Annotated in this window: 20 protein-coding genes and 1 rRNA gene; 6 read left to right on the top strand and 15 right to left on the bottom strand. The window is 69.5% G+C overall.

Features of this window, described 5'->3' with window-relative positions; translation table 11 throughout:
* The first annotated feature begins 24 nt into the window (after nucleotides 1-24).
* Nucleotides 25-141, top strand: a 5S ribosomal RNA gene (gene rrf / locus SXIM_RS11080).
* 61 nt (nucleotides 142-202) lie between these two features.
* Nucleotides 203-709: a GNAT family N-acetyltransferase gene (locus tag SXIM_RS11075; protein ID WP_030736722.1), complete on the top strand. Its 507-nt coding sequence runs from the start codon at nucleotides 203-205 to the stop codon at nucleotides 707-709.
* On the opposite strand, the gene SXIM_RS11070 is transcribed toward SXIM_RS11075, so the two are convergent.
* The 8 genes from SXIM_RS11070 to SXIM_RS11030 form a co-directional block, all read right to left on the bottom strand.
* The gene (locus tag SXIM_RS11070; protein ID WP_053116163.1) at nucleotides 693-1,907 is read right to left on the bottom strand and encodes a hypothetical protein; all 1,215 of its coding nucleotides are present in this window, start codon (nucleotides 1,905-1,907) and stop codon (nucleotides 693-695) included. The two genes, SXIM_RS11075 and SXIM_RS11070, sit on opposite strands and share 17 nt — an antisense overlap.
* Nucleotides 1,904-3,367: an ATP-binding protein gene (locus SXIM_RS11065; RefSeq protein WP_030736717.1), complete on the bottom strand. Its 1,464-nt coding sequence runs from the start codon at nucleotides 3,365-3,367 to the stop codon at nucleotides 1,904-1,906. The genes SXIM_RS11070 and SXIM_RS11065 overlap by 4 nt, the downstream gene beginning before the upstream one ends.
* 37 nt (nucleotides 3,368-3,404) lie before the next feature.
* The gene (locus tag SXIM_RS11060; protein ID WP_030736715.1) at nucleotides 3,405-4,955 is read right to left on the bottom strand and encodes an SCO6880 family protein; all 1,551 of its coding nucleotides are present in this window, start codon (nucleotides 4,953-4,955) and stop codon (nucleotides 3,405-3,407) included.
* Nucleotides 4,952-6,256 carry a hypothetical protein gene (locus SXIM_RS11050; protein ID WP_046723791.1) on the bottom strand — a complete coding sequence of 435 codons (1,305 nt, stop codon included), beginning with the start codon at nucleotides 6,254-6,256 and terminating at the stop codon, nucleotides 4,952-4,954. The genes SXIM_RS11060 and SXIM_RS11050 overlap by 4 nt, the downstream gene beginning before the upstream one ends.
* On the bottom strand, nucleotides 6,246-7,079 hold the full coding sequence (locus SXIM_RS11045; RefSeq protein WP_046723789.1) for a DUF8175 domain-containg protein: 834 nt from the start codon (nucleotides 7,077-7,079) through the stop codon (nucleotides 6,246-6,248). Before SXIM_RS11045 ends, SXIM_RS11050 begins: the two co-directional genes overlap by 11 nt.
* A 136-nt stretch (nucleotides 7,080-7,215) precedes the next feature.
* Entirely contained in the window at nucleotides 7,216-7,407 is a 192-nt protein-coding gene (locus tag SXIM_RS11040; protein WP_046723787.1) for a DUF397 domain-containing protein, read from the bottom strand.
* On the bottom strand, nucleotides 7,404-7,586 hold the full coding sequence (locus SXIM_RS11035) for a DUF397 domain-containing protein (RefSeq protein ID WP_078846886.1): 183 nt from the start codon (nucleotides 7,584-7,586) through the stop codon (nucleotides 7,404-7,406). Before SXIM_RS11035 ends, SXIM_RS11040 begins: the two co-directional genes overlap by 4 nt.
* Nucleotides 7,573-8,475, bottom strand: a complete 903-nt coding sequence (locus SXIM_RS11030) for a helix-turn-helix domain-containing protein (protein ID WP_046723786.1) — start codon at nucleotides 8,473-8,475, stop codon at nucleotides 7,573-7,575. The genes SXIM_RS11035 and SXIM_RS11030 overlap by 14 nt, the downstream gene beginning before the upstream one ends.
* A 222-nt stretch (nucleotides 8,476-8,697) precedes the next feature.
* On the opposite strand from SXIM_RS11030, the gene SXIM_RS11025 reads away from it, so the two are divergent.
* Nucleotides 8,698-9,150 (top strand): ATP-binding protein, encoded by a 453-nt coding sequence (locus tag SXIM_RS11025; RefSeq protein WP_046723784.1) that lies wholly within the window; start codon nucleotides 8,698-8,700, stop codon nucleotides 9,148-9,150.
* A 62-nt stretch (nucleotides 9,151-9,212) separates the two neighbouring features.
* Nucleotides 9,213-9,710: a Uma2 family endonuclease gene (locus SXIM_RS11020; RefSeq protein ID WP_053116162.1), complete on the top strand. Its 498-nt coding sequence runs from the start codon at nucleotides 9,213-9,215 to the stop codon at nucleotides 9,708-9,710.
* Here SXIM_RS11020 and SXIM_RS11015 read toward each other — a convergent pair.
* The 4 genes from SXIM_RS11015 to SXIM_RS11000 form a co-directional block, all read right to left on the bottom strand.
* Nucleotides 9,704-11,752, bottom strand: coding sequence for a serine/threonine protein kinase (locus SXIM_RS11015; protein ID WP_052385414.1), 2,049 nt, complete (start codon nucleotides 11,750-11,752; stop codon nucleotides 9,704-9,706). The genes SXIM_RS11020 and SXIM_RS11015 overlap by 7 nt on opposite strands.
* 267 nt (nucleotides 11,753-12,019) lie before the next feature.
* On the bottom strand, nucleotides 12,020-12,550 hold the full coding sequence (locus tag SXIM_RS11010; protein WP_148236100.1) for a hypothetical protein: 531 nt from the start codon (nucleotides 12,548-12,550) through the stop codon (nucleotides 12,020-12,022).
* 63 nt (nucleotides 12,551-12,613) lie between these two features.
* Nucleotides 12,614-14,971 carry a hypothetical protein gene (locus tag SXIM_RS11005; protein ID WP_046723781.1) on the bottom strand — a complete coding sequence of 786 codons (2,358 nt, stop codon included), beginning with the start codon at nucleotides 14,969-14,971 and terminating at the stop codon, nucleotides 12,614-12,616.
* Complete coding sequence (locus tag SXIM_RS11000; RefSeq protein WP_053116161.1) at nucleotides 14,971-15,384, bottom strand: hypothetical protein; 414 nt, start codon at nucleotides 15,382-15,384, stop codon at nucleotides 14,971-14,973. Before SXIM_RS11000 ends, SXIM_RS11005 begins: the two co-directional genes overlap by 1 nt.
* 96 nt (nucleotides 15,385-15,480) lie before the next feature.
* Between SXIM_RS11000 and SXIM_RS10995 the strand changes: the two genes are divergently transcribed.
* Nucleotides 15,481-15,906, top strand: a complete 426-nt coding sequence (locus tag SXIM_RS10995; RefSeq protein ID WP_030736682.1) for a GNAT family N-acetyltransferase — start codon at nucleotides 15,481-15,483, stop codon at nucleotides 15,904-15,906.
* Here the strand turns inward: SXIM_RS10995 and SXIM_RS10990 are convergent.
* Together SXIM_RS10990 and SXIM_RS10985 are read right to left on the bottom strand one after the other, a co-directional pair.
* A complete protein-coding gene (locus SXIM_RS10990) occupies nucleotides 15,890-16,813 on the bottom strand; it encodes a sigma-70 family RNA polymerase sigma factor (protein WP_046723780.1) in 924 nt (307 codons plus the stop codon). The two genes, SXIM_RS10995 and SXIM_RS10990, sit on opposite strands and share 17 nt — an antisense overlap.
* 246 nt (nucleotides 16,814-17,059) lie before the next feature.
* Entirely contained in the window at nucleotides 17,060-17,698 is a 639-nt protein-coding gene (locus SXIM_RS10985) for a SecDF P1 head subdomain-containing protein (protein ID WP_148236099.1), read from the bottom strand.
* A gap of 131 nt (nucleotides 17,699-17,829) precedes the next feature.
* On the opposite strand from SXIM_RS10985, the gene SXIM_RS10980 reads away from it, so the two are divergent.
* Entirely contained in the window at nucleotides 17,830-19,431 is a 1,602-nt protein-coding gene (locus SXIM_RS10980; protein WP_148236098.1) for a protein kinase domain-containing protein, read from the top strand.
* On the opposite strand, the gene SXIM_RS10975 is transcribed toward SXIM_RS10980, so the two are convergent.
* Nucleotides 19,414-20,325: an Fpg/Nei family DNA glycosylase gene (locus SXIM_RS10975; RefSeq protein ID WP_030736669.1), complete on the bottom strand. Its 912-nt coding sequence runs from the start codon at nucleotides 20,323-20,325 to the stop codon at nucleotides 19,414-19,416. The genes SXIM_RS10980 and SXIM_RS10975 overlap by 18 nt on opposite strands.
* Nucleotides 20,326-20,342: the final 17 nt, after the last annotated feature.

Raw genomic sequence — 20,342 nt, 5'->3', positions numbered from 1 at the left:
TTTTCGAATGACAACCATTAGAGTTTCGGTGGTCATGGCGAAAGGGAAACGCCCGGTTACATTCCGAACCCGGAAGCTAAGCCTTTCAGCGCCGATGGTACTGCATGGGGGACCGTGTGGGAGAGTAGGTCGCCGCCGAACAATTTTTATACAGAGTAGGCCCGTTGGGGATTCCGATCCCCAACGGGCCTACTCTTGTTTCATGGACTCGTCGGACCCGTACACGATCCGCAGGACCCGCCGTGAGGACTGGGCGCGGCTGCGGGAGCTGCGACTGGCCGCGCTGCGGGACCCGTTGGCCGGCGTGGCGTTCTACCAGACCCACGAGGCCGCCCTGGAGATCCCCCGGGAGGAATGGGAACGGCGGGCCGCCGGCGCCCGTACCGTCACCTTCATCGGGGAAACCGGGGAGCACCGGCCCTGGGCCGGCATGGTCAGCGTGTATCCCGAGCCCGACCCCGCGGCGGACCACGTGGTCGTGGTGGGGGTGTACGTGCGGCCCGAGCACCGGGGCACCGGCATGGCCGCGGAACTGATGGAGGAAGCCATCGCCTGGGCCGGCGACCGCGAGATCCGGCTCCGCGTCCACGAGAACAACCCGCGCGCGGCCCGCTTCTACGCCTCGCTCGGCTTCCTCCCCAACGGCAGGAGCCACGTCGACCCCCGGGCCCCCGGGACACGGGCGCTGGAGCTCACACTCTCCCGATGACCGTCAGCTTCGGCTGCTCGGCCACCAGCGCGTCCACCAGGGCCGCCCGGAACGGCGCCGTCGGCGCGTGGTCGCCGACGACGTACAGGGTGGCGCCCTCGTTGGCGAGATTGTCCAGCGCCAGGGTGTCCACCCGGCCCGGGGTGCAGGACTGACGGATGTGCAGCTGGTCCAGGCCGTCCAGCGCGCGGCCGATGAGCACCAGCGCGGCGTCCCTGCGGTCGGGCATCGAGGTGAGGGCGCTCTCCAGCTCCATCGAGGCGCCGCCGGCCGCGCGCGGGTGGGTGCGCAGGATCTTGCCCGGCTCGCCGCCCGCCTTCCCCTGGGCCCAGCGCTGGACGCTCTGGATCGGCTCCCCGGCGAGGGCGGCTGCGTGCAGATAGCAGCGCAGCAGCGTCTCCGCGGTCTCCGCGTCCAGTTGGAAGATGGGCTCGGTGGGCCGTACCGGGCTCAGCAGAGCCCTCGCGCGGCTCCGTGCGGCCGGCATGTCCTCCGCGCCGCGCTGGGGCGTCCAGCGCAGGCGTACGGGCGCGTCCGAGGCGTGGCCGGGATCGTAGACGTGGACGGGCCCCTGTTTGCCGCGCCGGGCCGCCGTCCTGGCCCACAGCCGGGTGTCGGGGTCGATGACGATCAGGCCCTCGGGGGCGGCCAGCACTGCCGCGGTGAAGTCCGGTGCGGGGGCGGGCGGGGCGGGCATCGGCTCGGCCGGGGCGGGCTGCTGGGGGTGGGGCGGCTCGTACGTACGCGGTGCGGGTGCCGGTGCCTCCGCCGGTGCCGCTGCCCGTACGGCCTGCGGAGCCTCGTAATCCGCCGCTTCCTCCTGCACCGGCCGGCGGCGGGGGCGGGCGCGCCAGCGCGAGACGCGGATGGCGATCCACAGGACGCCACCGAACAGCATGATGACCAGCACCAGGAAGATCAGCCACAGCAGCCCGGCGCCGGGCAGGGTCTCCGCGTCGGCCTGCGGCCAGGCCGCAGGCACGTCGCCCGGAGCCGTCAGGAAGGACCGCAGGGCGGTGGCCGTCCGCAGGAAGGTGACGCCGTCCGGCCAGGCGCCGTGCGCGACCCAGCCGGCGAGGCCGGTGGCGGTCCAGGTGAGGACGGTCAGACCGAGGACGAACCCGAGCCCGCCGACGAGAAGGGTGTCCGGGACGCCGCCGCGGCGGTCGCGGTCCGGGGGTGGGGTGCTGCCGCTCATCCGACGCCCTGCCGTTTCTCGAAGGAGATGACCCGTTCCTCCGTCTCGGCCTCGAAGGGGTCGGCGAGGCCCAGCGGGTTCTCGTCCCCGGAGCCGGCCTCCAGCGCGGCGGGCCCCTGTGCGAGGGCATCCCGCTGGGCGGAGGACTCCGTCATGGCGCGGTCGGTGAAGACGAGGGGGCGTTCGGACTCGGTCACCAGGTGCTTGACGACCTGGACGTTGCCGTTGACGTCCCACACGGCCATACCCGGGGTGAGGGTGGGGATGATCTCCACGGCCCAGCGGGGCAGGCCCAGTACCTGCCCGGTGGCGCGGGCCTCGTCCGACTTCTGGGCGTAGATGGTCCGGGTGGAGGCCATCTTGAGGATCGCCGCGGCCTCCTTCGCGGCCGCTCCGTCCACGACGTCCGAGAGGTGGTGGACGACGGCGACGAAGGACAGGCCGAGCCGGCGGCCGAACTTCAGCAGCCGCTGGAAGAGCTGGGCGACGGAGGGCGAGTTGATGATGTGCCACGCCTCCTCGACCAGGAAGATGCGCTTCTTGCGGTCCGGCCTGATCCAGGTGTGTTCCAGCCAGACGCCCACGATCGCCATCAGGATCGGCATCGCTATGGAGTTGCGGTCGATGTGGGAGAGGTCGAAGACGATGAGCGGGGCGTCGAGGTCGATCCCCACGGTCGTCGGGCCGTCGAACATGCCGCGCAGGTCGCCGTCGACGAGACGGTCCAGGACCAGGGCCACATCCAGGCCCCAGGCGCGGACGTCCTCCAGCGCGACGTTCATGGCGTCGGCGGACTCGGGGAGCGGGTGCCGCAGCCGTTCCACGATGTCGGTGAGGATCGGCTGGCGGCGCTGCGGGCTCTCGGCGGCGGCCTTGTTGACGTAGGCGTGGGCGACCTTGAGGGCGAAGCCGGAGCGTTCGTCCAGGCCGCGGCCCAGGGCCACCTCGATGATGGTGCGCAGCAGGGCGAGCTGGCCGGTGGTGGTGATGGCGGGATCGAGGGGGTTGAGCCGTACGGTGCCGTCGAGGGCGGCCATCGGGTCCAGGCGGATGGGGGTGATGCCCAGCTGCTGGGCGACCAGGTTCCACTCGCCGACGCCGTCCTCGCCCTGGGCGTCCAGGACGACGACCTGCCGGTCCCGGAAGCGCAGCTGGCGCAGGACGTACGTCTTCTCCAGCGCCGACTTGCCGTTGCCGGACTCGCCGAGGACCAGCCAGTGCGGGGCGGGGAGTTGCTGGCCGTACAGCTGGAACGGGTCGTAGATGTAGCCCTTGCCGGAGTAGACCTCGCGGCCGATGATCACTCCGGAGTCGCCGAGGCCGGGGGCGGCGGTGGGCAGGTAGACGGCCTGGGCCTGCCCGGTGGAGGTGCGTACGGGGAGCCGGGTGGTCTCGGTGCGGCCGAAGAGGAGGCTGGTGAACGCTTCGGTGATCAGGCTCAGCGGGTCGCGGGCCGGCATGGCGGCTCCTCCCTGGAGGGAATGAGCGGGGGGACGGTCATCGCCTGATCCCGGTGGCGAAGGGGAGGGTGTTGACGAACGCGCGGTGGTGTTCCCGGTCGCACCACTCCAGTTTGAGGTACGACTTGCCGGCGGAGGCGCGGATGGTGCGCTTGTCGCGGGCGAGGGCCTCGGGGTTGGGGGAGGAGACCGTCAGGTAGCCGACCAGGTTGACGCCGGCGGCACCGGAGGCGAGGTCGTCGCCGCGCTGGTCGACGCGGCTGTGGGCGGCGACGTCGCGCGGGTCGACGGTGCGGTTCATCTTCGCGGCGCGGGAGGCCTCGGCGTCGTCGTTGGTCTTCTCGGTGAGCATGCGCTCGATGGCCAGCTCGGTGGGTTCGAGGTCCATGCAGACGGCGACGGTGCGGATCACGTCCGGGGTGTGGACGAGGATCGGGGCGAGGAAGTTGACGCCGACCGGGGTCATCGGCCACTCCTTCACCCAGGCGGTGGCGTGGCACCACGGCTCGCGGGTGTCGGACTCGCGGGTCTTGGCCTGGAGGTAGGTGGGCTCGCGGGCGTCGAGTTCGGCCGGCCAGGCGTTGCGGCGGGACATGGCCTGGAGGTGGTCGATCGGGTGGTCCGGGTCGTACATGGAGTGGATGAGGGAGGCCAGCCGGGCCTCGCCCAGGGGCTGGCGGACGCGGATGTCGGCCTCGGTCAGGCGGGCGCAGATGTCGGCGAGTTCGCGGGCCATGATGACGGCCAGGCCCTCGTCCTGGGACATGCGGCGCCGGCCGGTGGCGCGGTCGGCGCGGGCCACGGCCTGCGCCTCGTTGCTGAGGTCGCGGGAGTGGTGCATGCAGGCGACCAGGTAGGCGCGGTGCTGCTCGCTGGAGGTGGACACCATGGACTGGAGCTGGTCGTAGGAGTCCTGGAGCCAGGCGGGGGAGCCCGGGTCGCCGCGGTCGGCGACATCGTTGGCGTGCGCGTCGGGGTCGGCCGGGAGCGTACGGGCCAGCATCTGGAGCCGGGTGACGTGGCCGTCGCCGTTGGCGACGTGCTTGAGGAGCGTGCCGAAACGTTCGACCAGGGCCTCTTGGTCCTCGCTGTCGCGCAGGCCGACGCCGGGGCCCTCGATCTCTATGGCCGCGGTGATGGTGCGTTTCTCCGTGTGGAGGAGGACGGCGATCTCGTCCGGGCCGAAGGGCGCGGCCAGCCACTGGACGCGGCCGACGCCGGGGGGCGCGCCGATCTCGACCTCACGGCCGCTGAGGCTGGTGCCGGCCTCGGCGGCGCCGGAACGGTAGGTGGCGCCGGTGCGCTGGGTGCGGCGGAAGTGTCGGTTGATTTCGTACCACTTGTAGAACGTGCGGCCGTTGTACGGCATGTAGATGGCCGCGAGGGCGAGGAAGGGGAAGCCGACGAGGCCGACGATCCGCAGCGTGAGCTGCGGGACGAGGATGCCGCTCATCATGCCGAGGAAGGCCCCGGCGACGATCAGGGCGATCTCGCCCGTCTCGCGGTTGCGGCCGACGAGGGCCTGGGGGCGGGCGCGGCCGATGAGGTACGTACGGCGGCGGGTGAGTGTGTGCGGCGGGCTGGTCACCTGTTGCCTCCTCCTCGGTTACCGGGGGCCGGGCCGCTGGGCGATCCGGTGGACGACGTTCCGGTGCCGCGGTTGCCGTGGGCGGCGACGCCGCCGGAGACGGCGCTGCCGCCGGCCCCGCCGCGCTGGCCGCCGCCCGTGGCCTGGGCGCCGCCGGCCGCCGCGCCGTCGCGGGCGCCGTGCGTGCCCATGCCCTGGCGCAGGACGGTGGCGGGGGTGGCGATGGCGGCCTTGGCGGCGCGGCTGGAGGTGTCCTGGCGGGCGGCGCGGTGGCTGACGATCTCGTCGCCGAAGCCGGGGACGAAGCGGTAGATCATGGCGGACGCGAAGATCGCCAGGATGATGATGGCCAGCCCGGAGACGACGGCGGAGAAGGCGGAGGGGCCGTCGGTCGTGGAGAGGGCCGAGGCCAGGCCGAGGACGATCACGATGACCGGCTTGAGGAGGATGACGGCGATCATGATGCCGGCCCAGCGGCGTACGTGGCCCCACAGGTTCTTGTCGACGAGGCCGGCGTAGACGGCGGTGCCGAGCAGGGCGCCGACGTAGAGCAGGGCGGCGCGGATGACGAGTTCGAGCCACAGCACGCCGGCGGCGAGGATGGAGATGAGGGAGACGACGATCAGCATGATGGGCCCGCCGCCGATGTCCTCGCCTGCGGCGAGGGCGGCGGAGAACGAGCCGAAGAACTGGTCGGAGTTGTCCCCTGTACCCGTGACGATGGCGTCGGTGACGCCGTCGGTCGCCGCGACCACCACGTAGAGGATGAGCGGGGTGAAGGCGGAGGCCATGACGGTGAGCCACAGGAAGCCGATGGCCTCGGAGATGGCGGTCGACAGCGGGACGCCGCGGATGGCGCGCTTGGCGATGGCCAGCAGCCACAGGATGAGGGTGAGGACGGTGGAGGCGGCGAAGACGACGGCGTACTGGCGCAGGAAGGCGCCGTTGGTGAAGTCGACGTTGGTGGTGCCGGAGACGGCGGCGGACAGCTGGTCGACGATCCAGGCGGCGGCGTCGGCGCAGCCCTGCGCGAGGGAGGACAGCGGGTCGAGGCTGTCCCCGAGCCGGTTCGTGCCGCCGCCACCGCCGTCACCGGTCCCGGCGTCGCCCTCGCAGTAGTCACGGGCGGAGCCGGTGATGAGTTCGCAGTCGGGGTTGCCCTCGTCGGCGGGGGTTTCGTCCTCGGGGGTCTCGTCGTCCTCGTCGGCGCGGGCGCGCGTGGCGAACGCGAGACCGGTGACGAGAGCGGCGGCGCCGGTGGCCATGAGTGTGGCCAGACGCAGCCGGAGGCTAGCGCGCATAGGTGAACCCTCCGTACTCCTCGACAGCTTCCGCGATCTCCTGGGCGCCGGACGCCCGGTTGTCACCGGGTACCGGGGTCGGCCCCTCGGTCTGGGTGGAGCCGGTGACCTTCCAGTCGCCGTTCTCCCAGGCCAGGGTGAAGTTGATGGTGAACCAGGAGCTTCTGACCGGGGTGAGGGACTCGGTCCCGGCGAGGCCGAAGAGTCCCGAGCACCACACGGACACCTCGGCGGTGGTGTCGGTGTAGGCGGTCAGATAGGAGCCGATGGGGGTGGCGCGGCTGACGAAGGTGAGGCCGTCGGGGGCGTTGCCGTCTGCGTCGATGCCGACGCGTTCGTTGAACGCGGGGCTGTAGTCGGCGTTGAAGGCCTGGAGGAGACCGGCGGTGGCGTCGGAGGCACTGATGGTGGTGACGATCAGCTCGCGCTCCTGCGCGTTGAACATCCCTTCCCCACCGAGCGCCACGGCATAGTTCGTGGCGGCGCTCTCCGCGCCCTCGGCGCTCTGCGGGAAGCCGGAGGGGATGCCGTTGGTGAAACCCTCCACAGGCTGCTGGCCCGAAGGGGCGGTCGGGTTCGCTCCGGGACGGTTGCCGTCGTCCGTTCCGCCGCCGTCCGAGCCGGTGCTGTCGTCGGGGCGGTTGGCGAAGACGATGGCGGCGATCAGGATGAGGACGATGCCGACGATGGTGACCACGCTGCGGCCGGGGGAGGCGGCGGGGCGGCGGTCGGCGAAGCCGTCCTGCTCGGGCAGCCGGGTCCGGGTCTGTGAGGGGACGCCGCGGTCGCGCTCGTCGTCGTAGCCATCGCCGCCATAGCTCATGTCGTGCCCCCTCAACAACCGCCGTGAGTCTATTACCTCCTCACACGACGTTAGCGTCCCAGACCGACAACAGTGCGCTTTGGCCGGAACGATCAGTCAGGGTTGCCTGAGTTGGCCCGGTACGCGTTGTGAAGGTCTAGTGTGTGGCGCCACTTCCGGCCGCACGCAGCAGGGCCGCCCACCGGGCCGGCGTGGTGACCAGGACGGTGCCGGGGTCCTCACTCTCCCGGAAGCGCAGGCATCCTTCGGGGGTGCGCGTGGCCTCCAGACAACTGGTGTTGGGGTCGCCGCTGCTGTAGCTCGACTTCTGCCAGCCGCGTCGCATCATGACTGCCGTGCAAGACGGAGGAGTCCAGCCCAGCGATCGGGGAACGTCGTCAGGATGACGTGGGGGGCATCGCTCTCGCGGAAGTAGAGCTGTCCTTCTGGCCCCTGAGCCGCCTCCAGACAGTCACTGTTCGGATTTCCGCTGCTGTAGGTCGACTTCTGCCACTCAAGGTGCGGCATTCCTTCCCTCCTTCATGAGATACAGGAGATGCTGTACGAGCCCGAGCGAACCTTCCCCGAGCAGGCCGGATGGGTCAAGCGGAGCCAGAGACACTGTGCTGAGACGGCTGAAGTCTGTCGCGAACTGCTCGATGTACGGCCGGTCTCCCAAGAACACCGAGTCCACTGGGTGTTCAACGTAGACCGTGCTGAGCTCGGGCACACCCGCATCAAGGACCGAGAACGGCGCGCCCGGTGTGGCTGGGTGAGCGTCTGCACTGAACGGGAGTACTTGAATGGTGATGTTGGCGAACTGTGCCAACTGGACCAGGTACTCCAGTTGCCCCTGCATGACCTCGCGGCTAACGAACTTCATGTGGAAGGCCGCCTCGTGGATCACCGCGTGATACGTGGGGAGTGGCTCCTCGAAGAGGGTCTGCTGGCGCAGCAGCCGGAAGTTCGCGTACTCATCGATGGCCTCGGCGCTGGCCGCCGGGTCAGTCCGAGTGAAGAGGCTCCGCATGTAGTCGGGAGTCTGGAGCAGCCCAGGGACGTAGAGCCACTGGAAAGACCGGTGTGCAGTTGCTGAGGATTCCAGCTCGGCGAGATCGATGACCCGATGTTCCATCGACTTGGAGTACGCCGACCACCATCCCTTGCCGGTGGCATTGCTCTTCTCTACCAGTGCGTCCACCAGCGCCTTATTTGTACAACCATAAACCTCCGCAAGGGCGCGCAGTCGAGCCTCGGAGCATGCCGTTCGTCCGGCTTCGATGTTGCTCAGATGCGGAGTGTGGATGCCGATGCGGCGGCAGGCTTCAGCGCGGGGCACGTTAGCCGCTTCGCGTAGCTTCCTTAGCTCTTGGCCAAGCCGTCGTTGGCGCTGGCTGACATGTGATCGCAGTCCCATGACTTAACTCCCACCACAGCATCACTCGCTTCGATCCCCTGTTTTGCTTACCTCACTCCATCGGGTGAGTAATCCTTGCTGAGGTTGTATTTGTTACCAGATGAATCCTAGCGTCGTCACGTACCAACCCGGACCGCCATAAGTCCGAAGTGCACCGCGACGGGCGGCCGTTGTGGCGAGCCACGGTGGGCGGCCGGGTACATCCGAGAGGAACTGGTCCGTATGTGTGCTGTCGCTGTCCTCCCCCCGCCCGGCGGGGACTTCTCCTTCACGTTCCCGCCCGACGTCCGCTGGGTGCGGAGCGCCCGGGAGGCGATCCGTACCGCCCTGGGGGCCGTGTCCCCTTCGTCCCCAGAGAAGGCCGACCTGGTCGAAAAAACCACGCTGCTGACGTCAGAGGTGGTGACCAATGCCGTGGTCGCGTCGTTGAACAGCGTGCGGCCAAGCCCCGTCGCGCTCTACGCGGCGTGGACCCCGGCGGGGGCGGTGCGGGTGTCTGTACACGACTCCGCGCCAGGAGTGCCGCAGCCCCCGGCCGGCTTTCCTCTGCCAGAGGACGAGCACGGCCGGGGTCTGCTCCTCATCGACCTCTACGCCTCCGACTGGGGCGTCTGTCATCACACCCCGGGGCCGGGGAAGCTGGTGTGGTTCACGATCACCGGCGGGCTGCGGTGAGGGTCACCCTCAATCACGCGCAACTCCGTTCCGCAGCCAGGGTGGTGGCGCGATGGACCGGCGTGCGGGTCGACGTCCCCGGGGCGCCGGGGCCCCCGCCCCGTGGCAAGCGGTACGGCGTTCTGCGGCAGATCGAGGCACAGCTGGCGCCTCTCGTGGCGCCGGACCTCGTGCCGTTGTGGGCGCCCGCGGTGGCCAGGCCGGACGCAGGTCCGGACGCGTATCTGACGCCGGACCTCGCGGTGTGTCCGTCCGGGTTCCTCAGTTCCGACGAGTCGCTGCTGCATCCGCGCGCCGTGGAACTGGCGGTGATGGTGCAGTCGGTCGCCGGAAGCGGTACCGCCGCCGACGTGAGCGCGTACGCGGGGGCGCGAGTACGGCTGCTGGTGTTGGTGGACCCGCAGTGCGGTCGGTGGTCGTTGAACAGCCATCCACGGGGCGGGCGTTACCGCGTCGTGCGAGGCGGCGCGTACGGGGAAGGGATACCCCTCCCCGTACCGCTCGGCTGCGGGATCGAGACGGCCCGCCTTCCGCGCTACGCGGCCGTCACCGCTCAGTAGCGGTTCGTGGCGACGAAGTGGAAGCCGTCGTCGTCGCGGTTGAGGGAACTGATGCGCAGATCGTCCTCGTCGTCCTCATCGGGGCGCAGGACCAGGGACCTGCTGTCGATGGCGCACGAGTCGTCGTAGTCGTACGTGGGCACCAGCGGGCCCACGAGGACGGTCGTCGGGTCCGCGTAGACCAGCGAAGCGTCCCAGGAACAGGTGTAGTCCGGGGCGTAGATGCTCAGGGTGCGATCGCCGAGGTCGGTGACCAGCAGGCTGACCCGGTAGGGCTCCCCGCCCGGGTACTCGGGGCCGCCGGCCTTCTCGAACTCCTCGGCCTCCAGGTCGTACGAGCCCCCGTACCGCAGCGGTTCGGGGAAGGTCATCTCCTTGTCCTCGAACGAGGGGATCATCGGGAGTTCGAGGTCCATCGCCGAGGAGGTCCAGGTCAGTTCCTCGTCGCCGGTGACGGTGAGGCTCTGGTCGCCGAAGTCGCAGTCCTCGCGCGAGGCGTCCTCGGGAATGACGGTCAGTTCTCCCGGGGAGAACACGAGGTCTCCGGAGGCGCTGGTGGCCACCGTCTGCACGTGGTGGCACAGGACGTACGGGGTGAGGAACCAGGAAGTGGCGCGGGTCTCCGTACGGCTCTGCTCGATGACGACGCGGTGCAGCAACTGGTCGTCGACGCCGTCATCGGCGGTGAGCACGCCGTCCCAGGCACCGAGGTAGGCGCGGTCGACGTCGCCGCTCGCGGGCTCGTCGTCCGGCTCCTCCGGCTCGTCCGGGTCCTCGACGGGGCCGGGGTCCTGCTCGGTGGGTGCGGGGGTGGGGTCGTCGGCCTGGTCGTCCTTGTCGCCGCCCTTGAGGGCGACGGCGGCGACGACCGCGCCGATCACGAGCAGGGGAACGGCGATGGCGGCCGCGATCACCCACGGCGCCGTCTTCTTCTTGACCGGCGGGTGAGGGGCGAAGGGGGCGGTGGCCGGGCCGAATCCGGGCGGCGCCCCGGTTCCGTAACCGTGCGCCGTCGGGGGCAGCGGGCCGGCGGGCCCGTACAGCGCGGGGACGGGCGACGGCGGACCCGGCGGCGCCGGGGGCAGGGACGGCGGCTGCGTGGCCGCCGGCGGGTGGGCGTCGTCCGCGTCCTCGGAGGTGAGGAGGGCTATCGCGTCCTTGCCGAGTCCGGCCAGGACGGAGGCCGGCAGCCAGTGCTCCTGGGCGGCGCGCGGATCGGGGGCCTGCGAGGTGGCGAGCAGCTCGTCGATCTGGTCGGGGGTGGGGCGCCCGGCCGGGTTCTGGGACAGGCATATCTCGATCAGCGGACGGAGTCTGTCGGGGACGCCCGTCAGATCCTCCTCACCCTGAACGATGCGCAGCAGCATGGTGTGCAGCGTGCTGTCGAGGCTGCCGAACGGGCTGCGGCCGGTGGCGGCGAACGTCAGCACGGAGCCGAGCGCGAAGATGTCGCTGGCCGGGGAGACCGGCAGTGCGCGGGCCTGTTCGGGCGACATGAAGCCGGGGGAGCCGACGATGGCCCCGGCGTGCGTCATGGTGGTGCCGCCGGTGCTCTCGACGGCGCGGGCGATACCGAAGTCGATGACGCGGGGGCCGTCGATGGTGATGAGGATGTTCGACGGCTTCAGATCGCGGTGGATGAGGCCGGCGCCGTGGATGTCGCGCAGGGCCTGGGTGAGGCCGGAGGCGAGGTGCCGGATGCTGTGCTCGGGGAGCGGGCCGTAGGTGGAGGTGACCACGGTGTGCAGGGACGGGCCCGCGATGTAGTCGGTGACGACCCAGGGGGCCTCCCCCGTGGAGTCGTGGTCGAGGACGGGGGCGATCCACTGGCCGCCGACGCGGGTGGCCGCCTCGATCTCCGCCTGGAAACGGCGGCGGAAGTCGGGATGTCCGGCGAGCTCGTTGCGGATCAGCTTGACGGCGACGGTGCGCCCACGTGCTGACCTGGCCAGATAGACCTGGCCCATGCTGCCCTCGCCGAGCTTTCCGAGCAGCTTGTACGTGCCGACCTGACGCGGATCGGCCGCCCCCAGCGGTTCCATTCGCCGTTCCTCCCCGTGTGGTTGCCCCCTGCTACGGCGTGGAGCCCGACCGAGCTTACGTGCAGGGGCCTCGCTCCGCCGATATGGGGCAGGCCGGTTCTCGCATCGGAAGCCAACCCGCGACCCTTCTGTTACGGGGCAGTTGCCAGGGGCGGGTCTGGGGCGCCCGGGCATCTACACGGACCGGCTTCTCCTGGGCGGCACGTATTTCGGGAGCGAACCTCGTTGCGTCCGGCCGGGGGGCGTCTGTCGGCCCACAGCCGTCGGTTATGTGAATGTGCAGCTTTCGGGACCGATCTGAGAAATCCGCCCGTCCATGTAGGATTCGAGAGCTGCGCTCAAGGATTCGATGTCCTTCAGTTTCTGCTCCTCTCCGATGTCAATAATGAAACCGACGCCTGAGTTGCCCAGCTGGGATTCAGTGCAGTTGGAAAACCCTACAGCAATATGAGGCCAGGTGAAGATTTCGTAAGAGCCCGTGCTCCTATATTCGGGGTTATCGGTGTCCAACGTGAAGCCTCGTTCGGAGATGTAATCTTCCACACCGTCGGCCTGGGTTGCTGGAATGCTGGAGAGAGAGAAAGCTCGACTTCCATCCACTGTCACGACGCAATTATGGGTAGCGGTCGTATTCTTATCGGTGGTTTCGGTGATGTGTGCATCGGTTTCCAGAGTGTCCCCGGGCGGGAATACCGGATCGAATGATTCCCGATCTATTTGTGTGCCGCACAGCTCGTGCGGAAGGGGGTACGTCCTCGTGGCCTCATCGGCATCCTTGGCGCACCCCACTGCAGCCATGGCTGAGATTCCTAGCAGTCCCAGGATCCTAAGCATTTTCATATCATTCTCCCCCGGTGGGAATCACTTCGGTCGTTCGATGCGAGTCTTTCCGGCGTCATGTCCGTTTCCTGCACCGATTTCCACGGTTTCTTTCATGAGGGGGTAACTCTGGAATTCAGAGGTGTCAATCTGGGCCCTCTCCAATGCAAGGTCCAAGGCGTCCGTTGTCGCCCCCACGTACGCTGTTCTTGAGTTGCTGTAGTTTCTGTCCTCCTGGTGGCGAGCTTCAATGGAATTGTCTACACGGAAAGATTCAAAGATGCTCGAATTGGCCCCCTGGACAAAGCTGTCCGTCATGGAAGCGGATCCCGAAAGCGGTACCGATCCGTAAACAGCTCCGCCCAGCAGGACGGAGGCCATTTCTTCCCATTGATCCACGGACGCATTGGCGGCAGCGTCGGCAGCGATCTGATTGTCGTAGCGAGCGGTTGCATGTGCGTCGGTCAAGATTCCACTGACCTGTCCATTTCGGTTGGCCACGTTTCCTGCCGCCGTCTGCAGCGCGCTTTCGTTGTGGCCGTGCTCATTGACTGCACCGTCCATGGCCAAGTTCATGTCGTACAGGTTGGCTGCCGTGATCAGCTGATAGGCATCGACATTCTTTCCGACCTCATAGAGGAGCGTCGCCGTGTGGTTGCTGAAATCTGCCTCTTGGTTGTCGTGCGTCACATCCGTTACTGCGTGGGAGATGTCGGCTATGTAGTCGGCGGCGATCGTCCCCAGGGTGGGGCGCATGTCCGGAGAATTCAGGTCGCCTCTGGACCTGGCGGGATCTTCGGCGTAGGTGTTCCACACCTCTTCGGCTATACGGACGTTGACTTCCGAATGCCCCTCATAGCCGGGACCGGGCGCTCCGCCCGAAGGACGGCCGGTCGCAGCGGTTTCCAGGGCTGCGGTGAGGCCCGGTGCCTCGTTGAACGAGCGGCCACTGAGGAGATACTGGGTCGGGTCGGAGCCATAAAAAAGATTGCGACTCTTTTCCCCATCTCCAATGAAGTAGTCGAGGTTATCGGTTCGATCGGGGTCGAAGAAGTCAGTTGTCGCGTCGACGTTGTTGCGGGCACCCAACGCGAGGAGGCGGTCCGTTCCGTTGTTCTTCGGGTCCCAGCCGTGCTCGTTGTCGGGGTATCGCTCGCCGGACCAGACGATGGGGCTTTCCTTCTCCGCCGCGACCATGCCGTCGAGCATGTCGTAGTAGAAGATGTCGTTCATCGGCTCGTCCGCGCTCTCCATGAGATCGAGGAAGAGGTCGTAGCCGATTCGGTTGTCTTGGACGGAGTCCAGCCAGGCAGACTCCTCCGGCTCGTGCAGTCGCTCGGGGCCGAGGGCATTCAGGGCGTTCAGCCGGCGTTCGTATGCCTGGCCTTCCTCAGTGCGAAGCCAGCTCTGGTAGGCGCCCGATCCCGGGGGGTGGGTGGAGATATCGATGGACGGCTGCATGGCGGTGTTGAGGGTGTTGGCCATGCCGGTCCTGATGCCGTCGATGTCGACGTTCGCCGAGGCGAGTTCGGTCGCGGAGTGGTCCAGCTCCTGGGCCAGCGTCAGGTACTGCTCCATGCCGAGGGTGTCGATGACGTGGTTCGCGAACTCCGGGTCGTGCGCGTGGAGGGCGAAGTAGTCGCCCATCAGGCGCCAGTCCGCCGCTGTCTTGTTCTCTTTGCCGGCCAGGACGGCAACCGCTTCGGCGTCCTGCTGGACCTGGTTCTCGCGGGCGTCGTCGATGCCGGTCAGGTCGGTGTGGCTGAACCTGCCATCGCCTTCCGCCAGGATGTCCGTGAGCGCGCGGGCCGCGATGCCGTCCGATTCCCCCGCCTTCTCGACGATCTCGTTGATCCGGGAGTGCGCGTGCCACATGGCTTGTTGCGTCTCCGGGGAAACGCCTTCGGGGTCCGGTTCCCCGATACCGCCCATGCCGATGCCCGCGTTCAGCTGGTCCAGTCGCAGATGAGGCGGCCCGGCGCTGGAGACCACCCCCTCCGGGGAGATCCGGAAGCCTTCGGCTTCGGAGTTCGCTTCCAGCCGGAGCAGTCCGTCCTGACAGCCCCGCAGGTCGGTGAGGAGGTCACGGAGGATGTTGTGGAGGGCTTCCGCCTGAGTGCGGGCGTGGGTGAACTTACCGGCGGTCCGGCGGATGTGCGCCCGGGAGACCGTCGCGTTGAGCCCTGCCCACAGCGAGCCGTGCGCCATCCCGTTCATGGCCGCGGCGTCCTGTTCCAGCTCGGTGAGCTTGGCCGTCAGGGCGCTGAGGGAGTCCACGACGCCGCTCAGCGTGCTGAGGTCGGCGTTGCGGACGCTCTCGTAGGTGACGTTCGCCCCGAGGGGGAACGGGTTGATGGTGGAGAAGAGGGAGCCCGCTCCCGCGCCGGTCCAGTCGGGCATCAGGCCTTCCCCCAGTCGATCTCGGTGGGCGGGGGATCGGTGGGCGTCGGATCGGTGACGCCGGCCAGGGCGACGATTCTGTCGTAGGCGGAGGTGGACCGCTGGATCTGATGGAACTCCGCCTGGATCTGGTACTCCAGCTCGGTGTGCGCGCTGACCGTCTGGTCCAGGTGGCCCGAGATGCGGGCGCAGTCGTTCAGCAGGTCGTCGACCTGGCGGCTCCAGCCCTCGGCCAGCAGGGTCAGGGAACGGCCCGTGGCGAAGCGGTGGGCGGACAGGGCCTCGCCGGCGGTGCGTTCGTCGCTCTCGGCCATCCGGCCGTGTTCGGTCAGTTCGTCGTGGAGACCGCGCGCCGCGTCCGCGATCGGGTCCAGTTCGTCCGAGCTGACATACAGGTCCAGTTGATCGGCCATGGCCTGGCGTCCCCCCCGTGCCGGTGTCATGTATCCGATGAGCAAGCCTAGCAATGCGGTGTGTGACCAGGTTGGGGGGCTTGTAGGGTTTTCGGCATGGGTGCTGATGTGACTGTTCGTGCTGCTGGGGTCGATGATGTGGCCGCCGTGCTGGTGTTCTGGAAGGGCGCGGCCGAGGGGACCAGCATCAGCGATGATCCGGCCGGGGTGACGCGGCTGGTGGAGCGGGACGCGGGGGCCCTGCTGCTGGCCGAGCGGGACGGGGAGTTGGTCGGGACCGTCATCGCCGGATTCGACGGATGGCGCTGTCATCTGTACCGGCTGGCCGTCGCGCCCGGGGCGCGGCGGCAGGGGATCGGGCGGGCGTTGCTCGCCGCCGCCGAGGAGCGGTTCGTGGCGCTGGGCGGGCGGCGGGCCGACGCCATGGTGCTGCGGCGGAACGAGACGGCTCACCGGGCCTGGGACGCCGGGGGTTACGGGCCCCAGGAGCAGTGGGTCAGGTGGGTCAAGCCCCTGGGCTGAGCTTCGGCGGCAGGTCGAACAGCGGGAACCAGCGCTCCGTTTCCAGGAACGCGTTGATGCCGCTGATCCTGCCGTCCCTGGTCTCGATGATCTGCAGGGCCCAGGGTTCGCCGCCCGGGCGGTACTGGGCGAAGGCCGGGGCGCCGTTGGCCCGGGTGGGGATCAGGCGGGAACCGCGGCAGCCGATGCCGTGGCCCGTCAGCCAGGCGCGGATGTGGGGAGTGCCGCGCAGCCACAGGTCGAAAGGGGGCATCGTGAGCGTCGCCTCCTCGTGGAGCAGAGCGGTCAGGGCGTCCAGGTCGTACGCCTCGAACGCCACCATGTAGCGGGTCAGCAGCCTCTCGTCCCCCGGGCCGAGCTGCCGGGGGGCCTCACCCCGCACGTTCGCCAGGGTGGCGCGGGCGCGCTGCAGGGCGCTGTTGACCGAGGGGACGGTGGTGTCCAGCAGTTCGGCCACCTCGCTCGCCCGCCAGCTGAGGACCTCGCGCAGGATCAGCACGGCGCGCTGGCGGGGCGGGAGGTGCTGGAGGGCGGCCACGAACGCCAGGCGGACGGACTCCCTCGCCTGCGCCACCTCCGCCGGGTCCAGCCTGCTGTCGGGTATCGGTTCGACCCAGGTGGTCTCGGGCAGCGGCGCGCCCGGGGGGAATTCGGGGGTGCCGGCGGTCGTCAGGTCCATGGGGCGGGCACGGCGCTTGTTGCCGTCCAGCGCCGTCAGGCAGACGTTGGTGGCGATGCGGTACAGCCACGAGCGCAGTGCGGACCGGCCCTCGAACCGGTCCAGGCCGCGCCAGGCGCGGATCATCGTCTCCTGGACCGCGTCCTCCGCCTCGAAGGCCGAGCCCAGCATCCGGTAGCAGTAGCCGGTCAGCTCGCGGCGGTACGGCTCCAGCACGTCTTCCGTCATGCCGTCACGGTAGGACCAGGCACTGACAGTCCCCGCCCGGAAGTTATCCACAGGGGTGGATATCTTTCTCGCTCCCGTGTGTGATCACTCTGTGAGCACGTTCGATGCCGGGTGGGAGGAGCCGGGGGTCAGCCATGGGGGAGTGGTGTTCATGGAGGACATGGTGCGGGCCGGGGTCGGGATCGGCGCGGTGCGCGGGGTGTTGCGGCGGGGCGGCTGTCAGCGGGTGGACGTCTTCTTCGCGGCTCAGGGGGCCAGGCGGGCGGCGAGCGCCTCGGCCTCCTCCCGGGTGAAGCTGCCGGAGATCTGTACCTGTCCGCCGTCGATGCGCTCCATGACGGAGGGCGCGGTGAGCAGTTCGCCGTCGAGCAGCATCGCGAGCTGGTTCCCGGGCGCGGGACGGGCGGCGACGGCTTCCGTCAGGTCGCCGAAGCGGGCGCCGTCCTCGGGGGTGAAGGTCAGCTGGATGAGCCAGCCTCCGGCGGCCGTGTCGTGGTCGGCGGCCACTTCCAGGAGGCGGTCGACGGTCATGGTGTGCGTGACGGTGTCCAGGATCAGGCAGGAGGTGATGTCGGGGGCGAAGACAGCGGTGCCACCGGCCTGTTCGGCGGCGGGGCACTCCTGGTCCGCCAGGATGTCGTCCACGGCGTGGATGTACAGCGGGGCGGCCGGGTCGCCGCCTGGTTCGGTGCGGCCCTGTTCCTGTTTGCCGCTCGCCGACTGGTAGGCCAGGAATCCGAGGAGCGCGCCCACGATGATCAGCGCGGAGATCAGCAGGTAGGGGCCGGGTGAACGGCCCTGTCCACCGGGTGTCGAGTGGGCCGGCGGGTAGGGCGGCCAGGGGGGTTGGGCCGGATTTCCGGTGCCTCCTGCTATGCCACTCATCCCTGTCCCCTCTTCACGGCCGCCTGTGCCGCATAAAGTTAGCGTCAGCGGCGCCCTTTCCGCTGGCAGACAGCAGAACGGCTAACGTACCCGGGGCGGCGAACAGTTCGTTGTGCCAGGGGGTGCAGAAGATGCAGGGCCGGGTTCTCGATGACCGGTACCAGATCGGGCCGCTGCTGGGAGCGGGCGGCATGGGCACCGTGTGGGAAGCGCTCGATATGCGGCTGGAGCGGCAGGTCGCCATCAAGGTGGTGAACACCTCGGCGGTCGGCCGCGATCCGCAGGCCGGGCAGCGCTTCGCCCGTGAGGCCAAGCTGCTTGCGGGGCTGTCCAGTCCGTACATCGTCACCGTGCACGATGTCGGTGAGGCCGAGTTCGACGGCAGCACCGTGCTGTACCTGGTGATGGAGCGGCTGCCGGGGCGGTCGCTGGACCAGGTGCTGGCGGAGGAGATCCCGCCGCTGGGCGAGGTCGCCCGGTGGGGGGAGAAGATCTGCCGCGCGCTGGCGGTGGCCCACGACGCGGGGGTGGTGCACCGCGATCTGAAGCCCGGCAACGTGATGGTCGAGTCGGACGGTCTGGCCCGGGTCCTCGACTTCGGGATCGCCGCCGTGCTCGCCGAGTCCACCGATCACGCCCGGCTCACCTCCACCGGCGTGGTCATCGGTACCCCGGCCTACATGTCGCCCGAGCAGGTCGAGGGCGGCACGGTGGACGCGCGCAGCGACCTGTACGCCTTCGGCTGTGTGCTGTACGCGCTGGCCACCGGCCGGCCCCCGTTCCACGGCGCCTCGCTGTACCAGCTGCTGCGGCAGCAGATGGAGAGCGATCCGCCGCCGCCCAGCGAGCTGCGCCCCGAGCTGCCGGCGGAGTGGGACGAGCTGATCATGACGCTGCTGGCCAAGGACCCGGACGACCGGCCGGACAGCGCCTCGGAGGTCGCCGAGCGGCTGCGCGAGCTGGCGATCCTGGCCGTCGACCTGCCGGCCGAGCCGGTGGAGGAGGCGCTCGCCTACCAGCCGACCCGGGTGGACCCCCGGGCCGTGCTGCTGTCGAGCTGCCCGCGCCCCGGCGGAGGCCGGCTGCCGCTGGCGACCGGGCAGCGGCTGCTGCTCGACGATGTGCTGCCGGGCGCCGAGACGTTCATCATCGGGCTCGACTGGCAGGACCCGGAGGACATGGAGCCGGAGGACGCCCCCGAGGTCGATGCCTCCGCGCTGATCCTCGACGAGGACGGCCAGGTGCTCTCGGACGGGCACTTCATCTTCTACAACAACCTCGACCCGGGCGACGAGAGCGTTCAGCTGGCCGCCGAGGAGCCGGGCGAGGGCGAGGAGGAGGGCACCCGGGAGGCGCGCATCACCGTGCGGCTGCCGGAGCTGGACGAGCGGGCGGTGACCGTACGGTTCGCTCTGTCCGTCCACGACGCCGAGGCGCGCGGGCACGACCTGTCGCACGCGCGGGCGCTGCACATCCGGCTGCTGGACCCGGCCGGTGACACCGAGCTGCTGTGCTACGGCTTCCCGGTCGGCCCGGTGCACTGCACGGGTCTGACGCTGGGCGAGCTGACTCTGGGAGAGGACGGCTGGGGGTTCCACGCCATCAGCCGGGGGTACGCGGGCGGGCTCGGTGAGATCGCCGAGACGCACGGCGTCAATGTCCGCGGCGACGCCGACGGGGACGGGGAAGCGGACGAGGCGGACGAGGACGCGGAGTCACTTCAGGAAGCGTGAGGTGCGCCGGTCGGCCAGCGGTTTGCCGCCGGTCTGGCAGGTGGGGCAGTACTGGAGCGAGGAGTCCCGGTAGGACACCTCGCGGATGGTGTCCCCGCACACCGGGCAGGGTTCGCCGGTGCGGCCGTGGACGCGCAGTCCGCTCTTCTTCTCCGCCTTGAGCTTTCCGGCGGCGACGCCCCGGGAGCGGGCGATGGCGTCACCCAGGGTGGTGCGGATCGCCTCGTGGAGGGCGGCGGTCTCGGATGGGGTCAGGTTGCCTGCGGGCTTGAAGGGTGACATGCGCGCGACATGCAGGATCTCGTCCGAGTAGGCATTGCCGATCCCGGCGATGGTCGACTGGTCGCGCAGCACGCCCTTGAGCTGCCGGCGCTCCCCGTCGAGGATCGCCGCCAGGGCCTCGGCGGTGAACGCGTCCGCGAGCGGATCCGGGCCGAGCCGGGCGATGCCGGGGACCTCGGCCGGGTCGCGGACCACGTACACCGCCAGCCGCTTCTGGGTGCCGGCCTCGGTCAGGTCGAAGCCCTCACCCGCGGGCCTCTCCCTGGAGGAGGAGTCCGGGGGAAGCTCGGCGAGGGTGACGCGCAGCGCCAGCGGGCCCTTGCCGGGGCGCGGCGGCGCGGCCGGCAGCTTCTCCTGCCAGCGCAGCCAGCCGGCCCGCGCCAGGTGGGTGATCAGATGCAGCGGGGGGTCCTGCCCGCCGCCGAGCGTCAGGTCCAGGAACTTGCCGTGCCGGGCCACGCCCGTCACCGTGCGCCCGGCCACGGCGGTCAGCGGCGGGTCGTACGTCTTCAGTACGTGGAAGGCCACCGGCAGCGCGGTGGCCACCTCGCGTCCCACGAGGTGGCCGGTGAGGAAGTCGCGCAGTGCCTCGACCTCGGGAAGTTCCGGCATATGTTCAGCATATATGT

Source organism: Streptomyces xiamenensis, from assembly GCF_000993785.3.
In the GTDB taxonomy this organism is placed as follows: Bacteria; Actinomycetota; Actinomycetes; order Streptomycetales; family Streptomycetaceae; genus Streptomyces; species Streptomyces xiamenensis.
Note: the sequence above shows the minus strand (reverse complement) of the source record. Positions and strands in the feature narration are given on the sequence as shown.

Coding starts and splice junctions, on each gene's coding strand:
- SXIM_RS11075 (WP_030736722.1), top strand. CDS start 203: ATGGACTCGTCGGACCCGTACACGATCCGCAGGACCCGCCGTGAGGAC.
- SXIM_RS11070 (WP_053116163.1), bottom strand. CDS start 1,907: ATGAGCGGCAGCACCCCACCCCCGGACCGCGACCGCCGCGGCGGCGTC.
- SXIM_RS11065 (WP_030736717.1), bottom strand. CDS start 3,367: ATGCCGGCCCGCGACCCGCTGAGCCTGATCACCGAAGCGTTCACCAGC.
- SXIM_RS11050 (WP_046723791.1), bottom strand. CDS start 6,256: ATGCGCGCTAGCCTCCGGCTGCGTCTGGCCACACTCATGGCCACCGGC.
- SXIM_RS11045 (WP_046723789.1), bottom strand. CDS start 7,079: ATGAGCTATGGCGGCGATGGCTACGACGACGAGCGCGACCGCGGCGTC.
- SXIM_RS11040 (WP_046723787.1), bottom strand. CDS start 7,407: ATGATGCGACGCGGCTGGCAGAAGTCGAGCTACAGCAGCGGCGACCCC.
- SXIM_RS11035 (WP_078846886.1), bottom strand. CDS start 7,586: ATGCCGCACCTTGAGTGGCAGAAGTCGACCTACAGCAGCGGAAATCCG.
- SXIM_RS11030 (WP_046723786.1), bottom strand. CDS start 8,475: ATGGGACTGCGATCACATGTCAGCCAGCGCCAACGACGGCTTGGCCAA.
- SXIM_RS11025 (WP_046723784.1), top strand. CDS start 8,698: ATGTGTGCTGTCGCTGTCCTCCCCCCGCCCGGCGGGGACTTCTCCTTC.
- SXIM_RS11015 (WP_052385414.1), bottom strand. CDS start 11,752: ATGGAACCGCTGGGGGCGGCCGATCCGCGTCAGGTCGGCACGTACAAG.
- SXIM_RS11010 (WP_148236100.1), bottom strand. CDS start 12,550: ATGGCTGCAGTGGGGTGCGCCAAGGATGCCGATGAGGCCACGAGGACG.
- SXIM_RS11005 (WP_046723781.1), bottom strand. CDS start 14,971: ATGCCCGACTGGACCGGCGCGGGAGCGGGCTCCCTCTTCTCCACCATC.
- SXIM_RS11000 (WP_053116161.1), bottom strand. CDS start 15,384: ATGGCCGATCAACTGGACCTGTATGTCAGCTCGGACGAACTGGACCCG.
- SXIM_RS10995 (WP_030736682.1), top strand. CDS start 15,481: ATGGGTGCTGATGTGACTGTTCGTGCTGCTGGGGTCGATGATGTGGCC.
- SXIM_RS10990 (WP_046723780.1), bottom strand. CDS start 16,813: ATGACGGAAGACGTGCTGGAGCCGTACCGCCGCGAGCTGACCGGCTAC.
- SXIM_RS10985 (WP_148236099.1), bottom strand. CDS start 17,698: ATGAGTGGCATAGCAGGAGGCACCGGAAATCCGGCCCAACCCCCCTGG.
- SXIM_RS10980 (WP_148236098.1), top strand. CDS start 17,830: ATGCAGGGCCGGGTTCTCGATGACCGGTACCAGATCGGGCCGCTGCTG.
- SXIM_RS10975 (WP_030736669.1), bottom strand. CDS start 20,325: ATGCCGGAACTTCCCGAGGTCGAGGCACTGCGCGACTTCCTCACCGGC.